This window comes from Microbispora sp. NPDC046973 (genome assembly GCF_040644495.1).
In the GTDB taxonomy this organism is placed as follows: domain Bacteria; phylum Actinomycetota; class Actinomycetes; order Streptosporangiales; family Streptosporangiaceae; genus Microbispora.
The window spans coordinates 71,885-86,456 of the sequence record NZ_JBEYWQ010000016.1; the positions used below are offsets into that span (position 1 = coordinate 71,885).

The 14,572-nt window shown below is 71.3% G+C and carries 15 protein-coding genes; 9 read left to right on the forward strand and 6 right to left on the reverse strand.

The window, feature by feature from the left end; translation table 11 throughout:
- Positions 1-28: 28 nt before the first annotated feature.
- Positions 29-838: a class I SAM-dependent methyltransferase gene (locus ABZ860_RS26780; protein WP_357225060.1), complete on the reverse strand. Its 810-nt coding sequence runs from the start codon at positions 836-838 to the stop codon at positions 29-31.
- 10 nt (positions 839-848) lie between these two features.
- Positions 849-1,598 carry an SDR family NAD(P)-dependent oxidoreductase gene (locus ABZ860_RS26785; protein WP_357225299.1) on the reverse strand — a complete coding sequence of 250 codons (750 nt, stop codon included), beginning with the start codon at positions 1,596-1,598 and terminating at the stop codon, positions 849-851.
- Positions 1,599-1,755: 157 nt separating this feature from the next.
- On the opposite strand from ABZ860_RS26785, the gene mshA reads away from it, so the two are divergent.
- Genes mshA through ABZ860_RS26800 form a run of 3 tightly spaced genes read left to right on the forward strand, consistent with a single transcriptional unit; the run spans position 1,756 to position 4,318 of the window.
- Positions 1,756-3,039, forward strand: a complete 1,284-nt coding sequence (gene mshA, locus ABZ860_RS26790) for a D-inositol-3-phosphate glycosyltransferase (RefSeq protein ID WP_357225061.1) — start codon at positions 1,756-1,758, stop codon at positions 3,037-3,039.
- A gap of 10 nt (positions 3,040-3,049) precedes the next feature.
- Positions 3,050-3,535 (forward strand): YbjN domain-containing protein, encoded by a 486-nt coding sequence (locus ABZ860_RS26795; protein ID WP_357225064.1) that lies wholly within the window; start codon positions 3,050-3,052, stop codon positions 3,533-3,535.
- A 39-nt stretch (positions 3,536-3,574) separates the two neighbouring features.
- The gene (locus ABZ860_RS26800) at positions 3,575-4,318 is read left to right on the forward strand and encodes a phosphoglyceromutase (protein WP_357225065.1); all 744 of its coding nucleotides are present in this window, start codon (positions 3,575-3,577) and stop codon (positions 4,316-4,318) included.
- Between the two features lie 46 nt (positions 4,319-4,364).
- Here the strand turns inward: ABZ860_RS26800 and ABZ860_RS26805 are convergent, their stop codons facing one another.
- Together ABZ860_RS26805 and phoU are read right to left on the reverse strand one after the other, a co-directional pair.
- Positions 4,365-5,795, reverse strand: coding sequence for a hypothetical protein (locus ABZ860_RS26805; protein ID WP_357225067.1), 1,431 nt, complete (start codon positions 5,793-5,795; stop codon positions 4,365-4,367).
- Between the two features lie 139 nt (positions 5,796-5,934).
- Complete coding sequence (phoU, locus tag ABZ860_RS26810; protein WP_357225069.1) at positions 5,935-6,594, reverse strand: phosphate signaling complex protein PhoU; 660 nt, start codon at positions 6,592-6,594, stop codon at positions 5,935-5,937.
- 185 nt (positions 6,595-6,779) lie between these two features.
- On the opposite strand from phoU, the gene ABZ860_RS26815 reads away from it, so the two are divergent.
- Together ABZ860_RS26815 and ABZ860_RS26820 are read left to right on the forward strand one after the other, a co-directional pair.
- Positions 6,780-7,889, forward strand: a complete 1,110-nt coding sequence (locus tag ABZ860_RS26815; protein WP_357225301.1) for an ATP-binding protein — start codon at positions 6,780-6,782, stop codon at positions 7,887-7,889.
- Positions 7,886-8,575, forward strand: coding sequence for a response regulator transcription factor (locus tag ABZ860_RS26820; RefSeq protein ID WP_357225070.1), 690 nt, complete (start codon positions 7,886-7,888; stop codon positions 8,573-8,575). Before ABZ860_RS26815 ends, ABZ860_RS26820 begins: the two co-directional genes overlap by 4 nt.
- Before the next feature lie 92 nt (positions 8,576-8,667).
- Here the strand turns inward: ABZ860_RS26820 and ABZ860_RS26825 are convergent, their stop codons facing one another.
- Positions 8,668-9,324 carry a copper chaperone PCu(A)C gene (locus ABZ860_RS26825; protein WP_357225071.1) on the reverse strand — a complete coding sequence of 219 codons (657 nt, stop codon included), beginning with the start codon at positions 9,322-9,324 and terminating at the stop codon, positions 8,668-8,670.
- Positions 9,325-9,581: 257 nt separating this feature from the next.
- On the opposite strand from ABZ860_RS26825, the gene ABZ860_RS26830 reads away from it, so the two are divergent.
- The 3 genes from ABZ860_RS26830 to ABZ860_RS26840 all read left to right on the forward strand — a co-directional run bounded on the left by ABZ860_RS26830 (position 9,582) and on the right by ABZ860_RS26840 (position 11,002).
- Positions 9,582-10,064 carry a CarD family transcriptional regulator gene (locus ABZ860_RS26830; RefSeq protein WP_030510364.1) on the forward strand — a complete coding sequence of 161 codons (483 nt, stop codon included), beginning with the start codon at positions 9,582-9,584 and terminating at the stop codon, positions 10,062-10,064.
- A gap of 17 nt (positions 10,065-10,081) precedes the next feature.
- Positions 10,082-10,540, forward strand: a complete 459-nt coding sequence (gene ispF / locus ABZ860_RS26835) for a 2-C-methyl-D-erythritol 2,4-cyclodiphosphate synthase (protein WP_357225074.1) — start codon at positions 10,082-10,084, stop codon at positions 10,538-10,540.
- Between the two features lie 192 nt (positions 10,541-10,732).
- Positions 10,733-11,002, forward strand: a complete 270-nt coding sequence (locus tag ABZ860_RS26840) for a GlsB/YeaQ/YmgE family stress response membrane protein (RefSeq protein ID WP_193207552.1) — start codon at positions 10,733-10,735, stop codon at positions 11,000-11,002.
- A gap of 335 nt (positions 11,003-11,337) precedes the next feature.
- Here the strand turns inward: ABZ860_RS26840 and ABZ860_RS26845 are convergent, their stop codons facing one another.
- Complete coding sequence (locus ABZ860_RS26845; RefSeq protein WP_357225077.1) at positions 11,338-12,852, reverse strand: DUF2637 domain-containing protein; 1,515 nt, start codon at positions 12,850-12,852, stop codon at positions 11,338-11,340.
- Between the two features lie 325 nt (positions 12,853-13,177).
- Here ABZ860_RS26845 and cysS point away from each other — a divergent pair, with 325 nt between their 5' ends.
- On the forward strand, positions 13,178-14,572 hold the full coding sequence (cysS, locus tag ABZ860_RS26850; RefSeq protein ID WP_357225079.1) for a cysteine--tRNA ligase: 1,395 nt from the start codon (positions 13,178-13,180) through the stop codon (positions 14,570-14,572).

Genomic DNA, 14,572 nt, shown 5'->3' on the forward strand with positions numbered 1-14,572 from the left:
GGCGGGACGTTACCAACCGCCCCGTCCGTCAACCGCGGGGGGAGACGCTGCTCCAGGGCAGGGTGAGCTCGCCGAGCCGCCAGCGGCCGGGGCCGCCGGTGGGCGGGGTCGCCTCCACCGGCCAGTCCCGCGCCAGCAGCTCGGCCGTCCTGATCCAGCGCTGCCGGGCGCCGTACGCGCCGAAGGAGGCGCAGGTCGCCCAGGCGCGGTCCCAGTCCGTCAGGAACGCGTGGACGCGCTCGCCCGGGACGTTGCGGTGGATCAGCGTCTTCGGCAGGCGCTCGGCCAGGTCGGAAGGCCGTTCGAACCCGGTGAACCGGGCCGCGAAGGTGAGCGTGCGCGGCCCCTCGGCGCCGAGCGCCACCCAGGTCGCCCGATGGCCGACCTCCGAGCAGGTGCCCTCGACGAGCACGCCCGAGGGGTGCAGCCTGGCCCGCAGCCGGTCCCAGTGCTCCCACGCCTCGGCCTCGCCGTACTGCCGCAGCACGTTGAACGCGCGCACGATCATCGGCGGGCGGGGGACCGGCAGCTCGAAGCCGCCCCTGACGAACGACAGCCCCTCCCGCTCGTACGGCTTGGCCGCCGCGACCCGCTCGGGGGCGATCTCCACGCCCACCACCTCGACCGTGCGGCAGACCCGGCGCAGCCGGGTGAACAGCTCGGTCGTCGTGGTGTGCGACGCGCCGTAGCCGAGGTCCACCACCAGCGGCGCGGTCCCCGCGCGGGCCGAGCGCAGCAGCGGGCCGTACACGGCGGCGATCCAGCGGTCGCAGCGGCGCAGCCGGTTGTGCCCGGTGGTCCCGCGCGTGACCGTCCCGACGGGCCGGACCGGCCTCATGACCCTGCGCTCATGTCCCCGGCGCCACCCGGTGCACCTTGTGCTGGGCGGCCTGCGCCCGCGGCCGGACGACCAGCCTGTCGATGTTCACGTGCGACGGGCGGGTCACGGCGAAGGCGATCACGTCGGCGACGTCGTCCGCGCTCAGCGGGTCGGGGACGCCCTCGTACACCTTGGCGGCCCGCTCGGCGTCGCCGCGGAAGCGGGTCACGGCGAACTCGTCGGTCATCACCATGCCCGGCGCGATCTCGACGACCCGCACCGGGTCGCCGCACAGCTCCAGGCGGAGGGTCTCGGTCATCGAGGTCTGCGCGTGCTTGGCCGCGCAGTAGCCGCCGCCCCCCTCGTACGACACGAACCCGGCAGTCGAGGTGAGCATCACCAGCACGCCGTCCCCCGACTCGACGAGCTTCGGCAGCAGGGCCCTGGTCATGCGCAGCGACCCGAGCACGTTCACGTCGTACATCCGCTGCCAGTCGTCCACCCGGCCCTCGGCCACCGGCTCGAGCCCGAAAGCGCCGCCCGCGTTGTTCACCAGGACGTCGCAGCGGTCCAGCGAGGCGGCCAGCGCGTCCACCGACGCCTGGTCGGTCACGTCCAGCGTCACCGGGCGCAGGCCGGGCACCTCGTCCGCGAGCTTGTCGAGCCGGTCCCGCCGTCGCGCCGCCGCCACGACCCGGTACCCCTCCGCGGCGAGCCGGCGGGCCGTCGCCTCGCCGATGCCGCTGCTCGCACCGGTCACCACCGCGGTCTTGACCACGGTCTCGGTCCCCGCGGGATTGGTCATCGTCACCGCCATCGTCCTTCCACCCTGCCTCGATCGGCAGGCGACATCCTCTCAGGGCCCCCCGATCTCACCGATGTCGGGGAATCCAGTGATGATTTTGGTGGTTATAAAGCCTTCGGAGGTGGTTCGGGTGTCGGTGTTACGGCGTCGGGTCAACCGCGTCGCGACCATCAGCGTGCACACGTCCCCGCTGGACCAGCCGGGCACCGGGGACGCGGGCGGCATGAACGTCTACATCCTCGAGGTCGCCAAACGCCTCGCGGCGCTGGGCATCGAGGTGGAGATCTTCACCCGCCGCACCGCCCGTGACCTTCCTCCGGTCACCGAGCTGAGCCCGGGCGTGCTCGTGCGCCACGTGACCGCCGGGCCGTACGAGGAGCTCGACCGCGCCGATCTCCCGGGACAACTGTGCGGTTTCCTGTCCGGCGTGCTGCGCACGGAGGCGATGTACGACCCCGGCAGGTACGACGTCATCCACTCGCACTACTGGCTGTCGGGCCAGGTGGGGTGGCTGGCCAAGGAGCGCTGGGGCGTGCCGCTCGTGCACACCATGCACACCATGGCCAAGGTGAAGAACGCGCTGCTCGCCGAGGGCGACAAGCCCGAGCCGGCGATGCGCGTGCTCGGCGAGGAGCAGGTCGTGGAGGTCGCCGACCGCCTGGTCGCCAACACCGCCGCCGAGGCCGAGGAGCTGATCAGCCTGTACGGCGCGCCCCGCGAGCGGGTGGCGGTCGTCAACCCCGGCGTGAACCTCGCCGTCTTCCAGCCCGCGTCCAAGGGCGCCGCGCGCCGCCGCCTCGGCCTGCCGCAGGACGCCCACGTGCTGCTGTTCGTGGGCCGCATCCAGCCGCTCAAGGCCCCCGACGTGCTGCTCAGGGCCGCCGCCCGGATGCTCGTGGAGGACCCCTCGCTGCGGTCGCGGCTCGTCGTGGCCTGCGTGGGCGGGCCCAGCGGCAACGGCCTCGCCCATCCCTCCCTGCTCAGCGACCTCGCGGCCGAACTCGGCATCGCCGACGTCGTACGGCTCGCGCCGCCCGCGCCGCAGCCGGAGCTCGCCGACTGGTATCGGGCCGCCGACGTGACCGTGGTGCCCTCCTACAACGAGTCGTTCGGGCTGGTCGCGCTGGAGTCGCAGGCGTGCGGCACGCCGGTCGTCGCGGCGGCGGTCGGCGGCCTGCGCACGGCCGTCAAGGACGGCGTGTCCGGCGTGCTGGTGGCGGGACACGATCCGCACGACTGGGCGCGCGAGCTGGCGGTGCTGGCCCGGCGCCCGGACCGGCTCGCCGAGCTGGCCGCGGGCGCCGTGCCGCACGCCAGGGCCTTCGGCTGGTCGGCGACCGCCGCCCGGCTGGCCGACGTGTACACCGGCGCCATGGCCCAGCTCCACCGGACCCCCATCGCGGTCAACTCATAAGGTGGGGCGTATGAGACCGGATCTGGAAGCCGTCATCGCGTCGGCGCTGGAGTCCGCCGAGCTGTCCTACGAACGGCCGAAGCCGGGCGCGTTCCTGGTCAAGCTGCCGGGCCAGCACAAGCTCGCCACGCTGACCTGGCTCGTCATCGGCGACCAGGCGCTCAACATCGAGGCGTTCTTCTGCCGGCAGCCCGACGAGAACCACGCCGAGTTCTACCGCTGGCTGCTCCACAAGAACGGCTCGATGTACGGCGTCCACTTCGCCGTCGACGACACGGGCGACGTGCACCTGGTCGGCCGGCTGCCGCTGGACGCGGTGACCGAGGAGGAGATCGACCGGGTCCTCGGCTGCGTTCTCACCTACTCGGACGAGTCGTTCGACCGCGCACTCGAGCTGGGCTTCGCGACGTCCATCAGGCGCGAGTGGGAGTGGCGGGTCAAGCGCGGCGAGTCGCTGGCCAACCTCAGGGCCTTCGCCCGGGTGGTCGAGTCCTGACCAACGGGACGTCCGCCGCACGCCGATAGGATTGGCCGCATGGCGACTTTGGTGCTGCTGCGGCACGGCGAGAGCGAATGGAATGTCAAAGGCCTGTTCACCGGCTGGGTGGACGTCACACTCTCGCCGACCGGCGAGGAGGAGGCGCGGCGCGGCGGTCAGCTGCTCCTGGAGGCCGGCATCCGGCCCGACGTGGTGCACACCTCGGTGCTCACCCGGGCCATCAAGACCGCCAACATCGCGCTTGAGGCGGCCGACCTGCTGTGGCTCCCGGTCAAGCGCTCCTGGCGGCTGAACGAGCGCCACTACGGCGCGCTCCAGGGCAAGGACAAGGCCCAGACCCGCGCGGAGTTCGGTGACGAGCAGTTCATGCTGTGGCGCCGGTCCTATGACGTGCCGCCGCCGCCGATCGCCGACGACGACGAGTACTCCCAGCTCGGTGACGGCCGCTACTCCCAGCTGCCCTCGGAGCTGGTGCCGCGCACCGAGTGCCTCAAGGACGTCGTGGGGCGCATGCTGCCGTACTGGTACGACGACATCGTGCCGGACCTCGCGGCCGGCCGCGACGTGCTGGTGGTGGCGCACGGCAACTCGCTGCGCGCGCTGGTCAAGCACCTGGAGGGCATCAGCGACGCCGACATCGCGGGCCTGAACATCCCCACCGGCATCCCGTTGCGCTACGAGCTGGACGCCGACTTCCGCCCGGTCGGCAAGGGCGAGTACCTCGACCCCGAGGCCGCCAAGGCCGCCATCGAGGCCGTCGCCAACCAGGGCAAGAAGTAACCTCCACGTCTCCCGCCAAGGCCGCGCCCCTCACCAGGGGTGCGGCCTACTTGTAGACGACCGGCTTCTTCGCCCTGCCGGGGAACACCTGGACCAGGAGTTCGACGGCGCCGTCCGGGGGATAGGCCACCTGGTAGACGAGCTTGCGGCCGCGCAGGTGGACTCTCACGCGGTACGAACCCGCGCCGCGTACGGTGAGCCCCTTCAGCGTCGGCCCTTCCCCGCCGCCCAGTTGCAGGGACCCGGTCGGGCTCTCGTACCCCACCTCGACCACCTCCTCCCAGCCTCTGACCTCCAGCGGCGGACGCCGGGTGTAGGACTCGACGGTCACGCAGGCGGAACCGGCCTCATCGGCGGCCCAGATCGCCAGCGCGCCCTGGCCGCTTCCCACCAGGTCCTTCACCAGGTCAGGGGGATTGCCCTCGTAGCCGTCCTCCCAGCCTTCGATGGTCCAGAACTCGGTCCACAAGGTGGCCCGGCGCTGCCGTACGGGCCTGATCTTCGGCCGGTGCCGGGGATGCGCCGCGCAGGCGCGCTCCTCCCGGGCGACGTACGCGTCCGACTCCGCCTGCCACTGATCTTCCTCCGCCTGCCGCGCGCGGGCCACGGCCGGGCACAGACTCGGCAGCACGATCGCCAGGGACGCCTGCGGGGCCTCTCGAACGGCCCGAGCGCCGGTGTCGCCCCCGTGCCGGGTCGCCAACGCGCACAGGTGGCGCCCCTGGCCGAGGACATCCCGGTCGGAGACCCCGTCCCACCTCTCAAGGCCCGAGCTGTACCGGTGATCGTGACCGCGGACCGCGCAGAGGAAGTCCCTCTCCGTCGCGCTCAGCCTCGTGACCGTGTCGTCGCCGAATCCGGGACAACCGAGTTCCCACTCCGCGCTCACCTTCCCGGGCGGGGCCGACGCCGCCGGGAGGAGGACGCCCGCGGTCACCGTCAGGACGCCCGCCGCCGTACGGACGACCGGGCCCCGCCGCACGAACGCGCGCCGGGGAGCGCGTACGGCGAGCAGGACGAGGATCGGCGGAAGGCAGTCGTAGAGCCTCCACGCGAACTGCTGGGACAACAGCTCGGGCGGCCCCCAGATCTGCGTGCACGCGGGGCCGAGCGCCGCGTCCAGCGTGGGAAGCAGGAAGTCGGGGAGGTTGAGGACGAGCAGGACGACGGCCACGCACCGGCCGATGATCCTGCCCAGTCCGATCCGCCCACTTCGCAGGCTCAGCCACCAGCCCGCGAAGCCCAGGACGATCAGCGGTGCACCGTCGTACGAGAAGAGGGGAAAGGCCTTGACGGGATAGGCCCATGGAGAGACCTGGTCGTAGATGTCCCACCCGAGGCAGGAGCCCTGGGACATCGACAGGTAGCTCCGGCTGCCGTAGTCGCCGGTCAAGGTCCATATGACCCAGAAGAAGAGGGCAGGAGCGACTGCGGTCAGCGTCGCCGCCGCCCAGAGCGCCCATGATCGTCTCGGCACGAGAGCGAAGACTATTCGGCACGTGCGACAAACGACCCGCAGTTCGCAAATGTGTGAGGGGCCCGTCGGCGCCCCGAGCGACGCGGAAAGCCCCGGCCCCCCGAGGACCGGGGCTTTCGCGCCCCCGTTCGCCGCAGCGTCAGCCGGCGAGGGCGTCCGTGTCGCGCGTACCCGTGACGAGGTACACCACGTCGCGGGCGACGCGTACGGCGTGGTCGGCGTACCGCTCGTAGTAGCGGCCGGCCAGAGTGATGTCGATGGCGGCCTCGATCCCGTGCTCCCAGTCCTTGGAGAGCAGGACGCGGAACAGCCGGCGGTGACGGCGGTCCATCGCGTCGTCGTCCTCCTCCAGCTCCTTGGCGAGGTCGATGTCGCGGGAGGCGATGCAGCTGCCCGCCTTGGTGATCAGGTTCTCGGCGATGGCGCCCATCTCGACGAACGTGTCGCGCAGCTCGGCCGGGATGGCGGACTCGGGATGGCGCATCCGGGCGAGCTTCGCGATGTGCTCGGCCAGGTCGCCCATGCGCTCCAGGTCGGCGGCCATCCGCAGGGCGGTGATGACGGTACGCAGATCGACCGCCACCGGCTGCTGCGTGGCCATCAGCTCGAAGATCGAGGCCTCGAGTTCCTGGTGCAGCCGGTCGACCTCGGCGTCCTGGGAGATGACGCTCTCCGCCAGCTGCAGGTCGGCGTCGAGCAGGGCGGTCGTCCCCCTCGACATGGCCGACCGCACCAGGCGGGTCATCTCCACCAGGCGGTCGGTCAGGGCCGCAAGCTCTTCGTGATAGGCGTCGCGCATGGCCGCCACGCTACGCGCGCGCCGATGAACGAATCCCGACCGCCGGATGAACTTTTCCGGAAACAGGGCTGTCGTGCCAGGTCGGACAGGTGGAAGAACGAGAAATGCCGCCTAGGCTGCTGAATGTGAACGAGTTGCTGGCGAGCCTGGCGGCGATGGGCGGATTTGTCCTCGGCTCCTTCGTCATGCTCGCGATCCGACGGCAGGCGGACAAGCCCCGCACGCCGGAACCGGTGGACGACGGCCTGCCTCCGGGGGTGGCGTCGGTGCTCGCCGTGCTGCCCTCCTCGGCGGTCGTCCTCGACCGAGAGGACCGGGTGCTGCGCGCCAGTTCGGCCGCGCGCGCCTTCGGCCTCGTACGCGGGGAGTCCCTGATGGCCGCCGAACTGCTCGCGCTGGCCAGGAAGGTCCGCAGGGACGGCGAGATCCGCGAGAGCGAGATAGAGACCGCCGGCCGCAAGTTCGGGCAGGAGTCCACGTCGTTCGCGGTGCGGGTGGCTCCGCTCGGCTCCCACGGACAGGTGCTCGTGCTCGCCGAGGACCAGACCGAGCGGCAGCGGGTCGAGGCGGTGCGCAGGGACTTCGTCGCGAACGTCAGTCACGAGCTCAAGACGCCGGTCGGCGCGCTGAGCCTGCTCGCCGAGACGATCCAGGACGCGGCCGACGACCCCGAGGCCGTGAAGCGGTTCGCCGGCCGGATGCAGCACGAGGCCGCCCGCCTGACCTACCTGGTGCAGGACCTGATCACGCTGTCGCGGATCCAGGGCGGCGAGCCCATCCCGGCGCCCGCCCAGGTGCCCGTGGACGAGACCGTGCACGAGGCCATCGACCGGTGCAACACGAAGGCCTCGGCGAAGGACATCACGCTCGTCGCGGGCGGCACCGAGGGCCTGAAGGTCTGGGGAGACGAGGAGCTTCTCGTCACCGCGCTGCGCAACCTCATCGACAACGCCGTCGCCTACAGCCCCGAGCACACCCGCGTCGTGATCAGCGCCAGGCCGGCCGGGAACGCCGTCGAGGTGAGCGTGAGCGATCAGGGCATCGGCATTCCGGAAAGCGCCCAGGAGCGCATCTTCGAGCGGTTCTTCCGCGTCGACGCGGCCAGGTCGCGCGCCACCGGTGGCACCGGGCTCGGCCTCGCGATAGTCAAACACGTGGCCGTCGCCCACGGCGGCGAGGTCGCGGTGTGGAGCAAAGAGGGCTCCGGTTCGACCTTCACTCTTCGCCTTCCCGCGTTCGGCGGTCAGGCGGTCCCCGTACCAAGCACGACCATCCCCCAGGAGGCCGCTAAGTGACTCGGGTACTCGTCGTCGAGGACGAGGAGTCGTTCTCGGACGCCTTGTCGTACATGCTGAGGAAAGAGGGGTACGAGGTCGCGGTGGCGGCCACCGGCCCCGACGCGCTGGACGTGTTCGACCGCAACGGCGCCGACCTCGTCCTGCTCGACCTGATGCTCCCGGGCCTGCCCGGAACCGAGGTGTGCCGCTCGCTCAGGCAGCGTTCGAAGGTGCCGGTGATCATGCTGACCGCGAAGGACAGCGAGATCGACAAGGTGGTCGGCCTCGAGCTGGGCGCCGACGACTACGTGACCAAACCGTTCTCGTCCCGGGAGCTGGTGGCGCGCATCCGCGCGGTGCTGCGCAGGCAGGGCGACGTCGAGGAGGTGGAGTCGGCCGTCCTGACCGGGGGGCCGGTCCGCATGGACGTCGACCGGCACATCGTGGCCGTGCGCGGCCAGCAGGTGCAGCTGCCGCTGAAGGAGTTCGAGCTGCTCGAGGTGCTGCTGCGCAACGCCGGGCGGGTGCTGACCCGCGGCCAGCTGATCGACCGGGTCTGGGGCGCCGACTACGTGGGCGACACCAAGACGCTCGACGTGCACGTGAAGCGGCTGCGGGCCAAGGTCGAGGCCGACCCGTCCAACCCCCGCTGCATCCTCACGGTGCGCGGTCTCGGCTACAAGTTCGACCCCGCCGACGACTGAGTCCGTACGGGCTCATACGGCTCGCGCGACCCCGTCGCATGAGAGGAGCCCCTGTCCGGCCGGACAGGGGCTCCTTCGCGTCTACACGGCCGTCAGCCGGCGTTCGCGGCGGGCGACTCGGAGGTGGTGGCCCCGGTGGTCTCCGGGGAGGCGGTGTCCGACGGCGCCGGGCTCCCGGTGGCGAGCGGCGAGGCCGTCGAGGCCGTGGGCGCGGCCGTCGGCGCGGGCGGCAGCGTCGCGAACTCGCGGCTGCGGGCGACGACCGGCACGGTGAGCGCGACGTCGCCGGCGTTCTTGAACTGGAGCGTGAGCTTGATGCTCTCGCCGCCGCGCAGCGCCGTCTTCAGGCCCTCGACCGTGACCCCGGGTGTCTTGGCGAGCGTGCCCGGCTGGAGGTCGATGGGGCTCTGCACCTTGACCGAGGTGGCCTTCTGCTCCTCGGGGACGATGCCGGTGAGCTGGTCCGCGGTCCCCGTGCTGTTCAGGAGAGTCAGGTAGAGCGGCGCCGACGCCCCGGCGGCGAGCTGCTGACCGGATTCCGGCCCGAGGACGAACGCCTGCGGGATCATGACGCCGTTCTTGCCGTAGGCCTTGCCGGGGCCGTCGCCGTCGTAGAGGACACCCGCCTCGTTCGGGGCGTACGGCACGTTGGTGTTGGCGTCGAAACCGGCGCCACACGCGGCCAGTGCAGGGATGGCGGCGGCGAGGAGCGCGGCAATGGCGATCGCCCTGCGACGGCTGCTGGTCACGGTTCGAGGTCTCCTTGGTACGCACGTGTATGGGCAGCAATCACCTTATCCGCGCCGGTCACCGGTCCGGCGTCGGCTCCCGGTCGATAGGCCGCAGCAGTGCAGGTCACCTGGTATGTCCCATATGCCGATTCACAGAGTGAGTGGCTTGTCAAGCCCCAAAACGAGGCTTTGACCTGCAGTTATGTTCCTTTCACTGTTCCGGGAGGCGGTAACCGCGTGGTACCCTGGAGTACAGCGGAAGGGGTACTCGTCACATGACTTTCCAGGTCGGCGACACTGTCGTCTACCCCCACCATGGGGCTGCTCGGATCGAGGCCATCACGACCCGAACCATCAAGGGTGAGGAAAAGACCTACCTGGTGCTGAAGGTCGACAAGGGCGACCTGACCGTACAGGTACCAGCGGAAAATGCCGAGCTCGTCGGTGTGCGCGACGTCGTCGGCCAAGAGGGACTCGAGCGGGTGTTCGACGTGCTGCGCATGCCGCACACGGAGGAGCCCACCAACTGGTCCCGCCGCTACAAGGCCAACCTTGAGAAGCTGGCGTCGGGGGACGTCAACAAGGTGGCCGAGGTGGTGCGCGACCTGTGGCGGCGCGACAAGGAGCGCGGCCTGTCCGCCGGTGAGAAGCGCATGCTCGCCAAGGCGCGCCAGATCCTCGTCAGCGAGCTCGCGCTGGCCGAGAAGACCAACGAGGACAAGGCGGAGGCCCTGCTCGACGAGGTGCTCAACTCCTGAACATCACATCGCCAAGGGTGGGCGTCGGAGTCGACGTCCACCCTTTCGCATCCGGTAGGGAGCTCCACCTCGCCGGACTGTTCTGGCCGGGCGAGACCGGGCTGGCCGGTCACTCCGACGGTGACGCGGCGGCGCACGCCTGCTGCGACGCGCTGCTGTCGGCCGCCGGGCTCGGAGACGTGGGTGCGCTCTTCGGCACCTCCGATCCCCGCTGGGCGGGCGCCGCGGGGGTGACCCTCCTGGAGGAGGCGGCCCGCCAGGTCCGGGAGGCCGGGTTCGAGATCGGCAACCTGGCCGTCCAGATCATCGGGAACCGCCCGAAGGTCGCACCTCGCCGCGCGGAGGCGGAGAAAGCCCTCGGGGCCGCCGCCGGAGCGCCGGTGAGCGTCAGCGCGACCACGACCGACGGCCTGGGGCTCACCGGCCGCGGCGAGGGCGTGGCGGCCATCGCGACCGCCCTGATCCTGCCGACGTGAATGTCCCGTTCCAATCGGACATGCCAACCTGAATGAGACCCGGAGCGTCTCACTTACGCGTGGGCGGCGGCTCGAACCAAGGCGCGGAATCGAGCCGCCGCCCTCTTTTTTCTTTCATGGGACGCATATTTCCGTTCCGTGGGGTATCCGACAGTCCGAGGATGAAAGGGTCACCCTCATCGGGAGGTCGATATGACAATCGAGTCCATTCTCGGCGCCATCGTCATCGGTGCGGTCATCGGCGCTCTGGGCCGCCTGTTCCTGCCGGGCCGGCAGCCGATCGGCTGGCTGCTGACGATCGTCGTCGGCATCGTCGCGGCGCTCATCGGTACCGCGATCGCCCAGGTCATGGGTGTTGCCACGACGGATGGCATCGACTGGATCGAACTGGTCATGCAGGTCGTACTGGCCGTCGTGGGTGTCGGCATCGTCGCCGGCATCAAGCGAGGGTCGCGGGTGTAAGGCACTCGCTCGGTGGGGCGGCCCCCGCCCTCACCCCATAGCGCGCAGGCCCGTCCGGCTCCCCAGCCGGGCGGGCCTGCGCGCTGTTCGACCCCGGTGCATCGGGCCGCCTCCTCGGCCGGCGAACGAGCTGCCGGGAGGCGCGAGCCTGGCCGTGGGTGCGAGGAATGGCCGGCCCACGGGCTGACCGAGGTTGCGGAGGCGGCCGCGGGAGACGGCCCGTGCCGCCACGGGGTGCGGGCACCGCTGTGGGGCGCACGGGCCGGTTGCTCTTCGCTCGGCGTCCGCGGTCGGTCTTCGCGGAGGCCCTCCGGGGTCGGCCTTCGCGGGCGCTGTCAGGCGGGCGGGCGGGGCGTGCTGCGCATCCGGCCTGACGGAGGCGCCATCGGGACAGTCCCCTCCTCGGGCCTCTCCTCGGCGCCATCCTCGGTGTCCCCGGCTTCCGGCGCGCCCTGATGGCCGCCTTCCGCGACGTACGGCTCGCGCCTTCCGTCCTGCTCGCCCGGGTCGGCGCAGTCCGGCGCGTGGGCGGGATCCGGCACGTCCCTGATCTGGCGGAGTGGCTGGGTGTCGACGCCCGACTCGTCCTCGGGCCGCTCCGGCTCGGCGTCGGCGGGCTCTTCCGGTTTGGGGCGGGGGTGCACGAGGACGTCGCCGGTGTGCGGTCGCACGAGGTCGCCCCAGCGCACGGGACGGTTGCGGCGGGGCTGCGCCGTCGGGCGGTCACCCGTCTCGCCGGGAGCAGACACCTCCGGGGCGGGCCGGGCCGCCGTCTCGGCGGCGACGGGCTGCGCGTCGTGGGCGTGCTCATCCACGGCCGTCTCGGCGGCCGGCTCCGTCACGACCGGCTCTGCGATGTCCGGCTCTGTGGCGTCCGGTTCGGCCTGCTCGGTGACGGGCGGGGTGCGGGGCGCCGCCGTCGGAGGCACGACCGGCAGGGCCTCGGGCTCGTCCGGCTCCTGGTCCGGCATCTCTCCGGGCCCGGCCTCGGACGTGGTTCCGTAGACGGTTTCCGGGATCGCCTCGGGCGGCAGCCGTTCGCCGTCCTCGTCGGTGTCGGGGGTGACGGCGTGGGGTCCTGCCTCGTCCTCGGCATGCGGAGGGGTGACGGGAAGCGGCGGTGCGTACTCGGGCGGTGCGACGGTCTCGGAGACCGGGCTGACCGGCAGCGGCGGGACGTAGCCGGGGGGCGCCACGGCCTCGGGAACCGGCTGCAGGGGCGGCGCGCCGTGCTCCTCGGTGACGGCGTGCGCGGGCGCGGGGCGCTCCCGCACGGCCATCGGATAGGGGGCGGTGACGGCGGTCCGGGGCTCGCGTGCGCCGTCGAAGGGCACCAGGTCGTCGTCGGAGTCGTCGTCGCCGTCCAGGTCGGCCCGATTGGTGCGCACGTGCTTCAGCAGGAGCAGCAGCAGCCACAGCCCGATGGCGAGCATCACCCAGGGCGACAACGCCACGACGAGAGCGGAGGCGTCGGGGTCGAAGGAGACGCCCACGGCCGTCGCGGCGTTCGCGGCGGCGGCCGACGCCAGGAGCAGGAGCAGGACGAAGCCCGCCTGTAACCGGACCAGGAAACGCGCGCCCCGCAGCAGCGGCACGCTGACCAGGGCGACGACCAGCAGTACGTCGAACGCCGCGGGATACAGGTAGGCGAGCCGCGGCTCGGCGCGCCCGGAGACGGCCAGAGCCCGCAGGTCGTCGAAGGACAGCGCGCAGGCGACCCCCGCGAGCACCGCGAGGGCGGCGCCCGCGAGGCCGAGGGCCAGGCGGCGCAGCACCAGCGGGATTCCGGAGGGGGTGTTTCGGGACGGGCGGGAGGCCGTGCCTGCCGCGCCGGGGGGAGTCACGTCCATGGCGTTTCGAGCCTACAGAATCGGAGTGACGATCGATCACACCTGCGTGATCACCCGTTTCGTGTCGGAACGGAGGACTGCGCCGGGAACCTCCGGTGCGTTCCGGCCGGGTGTCGCGCCCGGGCGGCCCGGCGACGCTGCGTGTCCGAGGGGCCCTTCCCTGGGCAGAGGAAGCCGGCGCCGCCTGCCGTACAGATCGTTACGGGTTTTGTTTCAGGTTATATCGGGACTTATGTGTCGCAAGTTTCCATGATCGACCACACCATGCCGTTCACAGGCGCTCAAGTAGCCCTGTGCCATGCCGTCAGGCGTTAGCCTTGCCTTCGTGAGCCTGCACCTCTACGACACCAGCACGCGTACGGTCCGTGAATTCGTACCGGTCGAGCCCGGCCGGGTCTCGATGTATCTGTGTGGTGCGACCGTTCAGGCTCCGCCGCACATCGGGCACATCAGGTCTGGCGTGAACTTCGACGTTCTCCGCCGATGGCTGATGCGGCAGGGCTACGACGTGACCTTCTGCCGCAACGTCACCGATCTCGACGACAAGATCATCAGGGTCTCGGCGCAGGAGGGTGTGCCCTGGTTCGTCGTGTCCGAGCGCAACCAGCGCGCCTTCACCTGGGCGTACGACCAGCTCGGCTGCCTGCCGCCGACCGTCGAGCCCCGCGCGATGGGCCACGTGCCGGAGATGATCGAGCTGATGCGGCGGCTGATCGACAAGGGGCACGCGTACGCGTCGGGCGGCGACGTCTACTTCGACGTGGTGTCCTACGCCGACCGGTACGGCAAGCTCTCCAACCAGAAGCTGGAGAACATGCGGGCGGCCGCCGACACCGACACCGACTCGCTCAAGCGCGACCCGCGCGACTTCGCGCTGTGGAAGGGCGCCAAGCCCGGAGAGCCCACCTGGCCGACGCCGTGGGGACGGGGCCGTCCCGGCTGGCACCTGGAGTGCTCGGCCATGGCGACCAAGTACCTCGGTGGCACCTTCGACATCCACGGCGGCGGCGTCGACCTGATCTTCCCGCACCACGAGAACGAGATCGCCCAGTCGCAGGCGGCGGGCGACGGCTTCGCGCGCTACTGGCTGCACAACGGCATGCTCAAGCTCGGCGGCGAGAAGATGAGCAAGTCGCTCGGCAACTCGCTGCTGATCCCCGACATGCTCCGCAAGGTGCGCGCGGTCGAGCTCCGCTACTACCTGGTGGCGGCGCACTACCGCTCGGCGATCGACTACTCCGACGAGGCGCTCCAGGAGGCGGCGGCCGGATACCGCCGGATCGAGGGGTTCGTCACGCGGGCCGCCGAGGTGATCCACGACGTGGACGCCGCCGCGCCGCTGCCCCAGGCGTTCGTGGACGCCATGGACGACGACCTGAACGTCTCGCAGGCGCTCGCCGTGATCCACGAGGTCGTCCGCGAGGGCAACGTCGCGCTGGCGCAGGGCAACAAGGAGCAGGTCGCCCGGCTCCTCGCCGAGACGCAGAACATGCTCGACGTGCTCGGCCTCGACCCCAGGTCGGAGCAGTGGCGCACGACCGGCGACTCGGGGCTCCGGGAGGTCGTGGACGCGCTCGTGGCCGTGGCGCTGGAGCAGCGGCAGGCCGCGCGTGCCCGCAAGGACTACGCGGCGGCCGACGCGATCCGCGACCAGCTCGCGGCGGCCGGGATCGTGGTGGAGGACACCCCGCAGGGCCCTCGGTGGGAGCTGGCACAGTAG

Bases quoted from the DNA above. Each gene is read 5' to 3' on its own strand.
- ABZ860_RS26780 (WP_357225060.1), bottom strand. From the start codon at position 838: ATGAGGCCGGTCCGGCCCGTCGGGACGGTCACGCGCGGGACCACCGGG.
- ABZ860_RS26840 (WP_193207552.1), top strand. From the start codon at position 10,733: ATGACAATCGAGTCCATTCTCGGCGCCATCGTCATCGGTGCGGTCATC.
- ABZ860_RS26800 (WP_357225065.1), top strand. From the start codon at position 3,575: ATGGCGACTTTGGTGCTGCTGCGGCACGGCGAGAGCGAATGGAATGTC.
- ABZ860_RS26795 (WP_357225064.1), top strand. From the start codon at position 3,050: ATGAGACCGGATCTGGAAGCCGTCATCGCGTCGGCGCTGGAGTCCGCC.
- phoU (WP_357225069.1), bottom strand. From the start codon at position 6,594: ATGCGCGACGCCTATCACGAAGAGCTTGCGGCCCTGACCGACCGCCTG.
- ABZ860_RS26830 (WP_030510364.1), top strand. From the start codon at position 9,582: ATGACTTTCCAGGTCGGCGACACTGTCGTCTACCCCCACCATGGGGCT.
- ABZ860_RS26845 (WP_357225077.1), bottom strand. From the start codon at position 12,852: ATGGACGTGACTCCCCCCGGCGCGGCAGGCACGGCCTCCCGCCCGTCC.
- ABZ860_RS26815 (WP_357225301.1), top strand. From the start codon at position 6,780: ATGCTCGCGATCCGACGGCAGGCGGACAAGCCCCGCACGCCGGAACCG.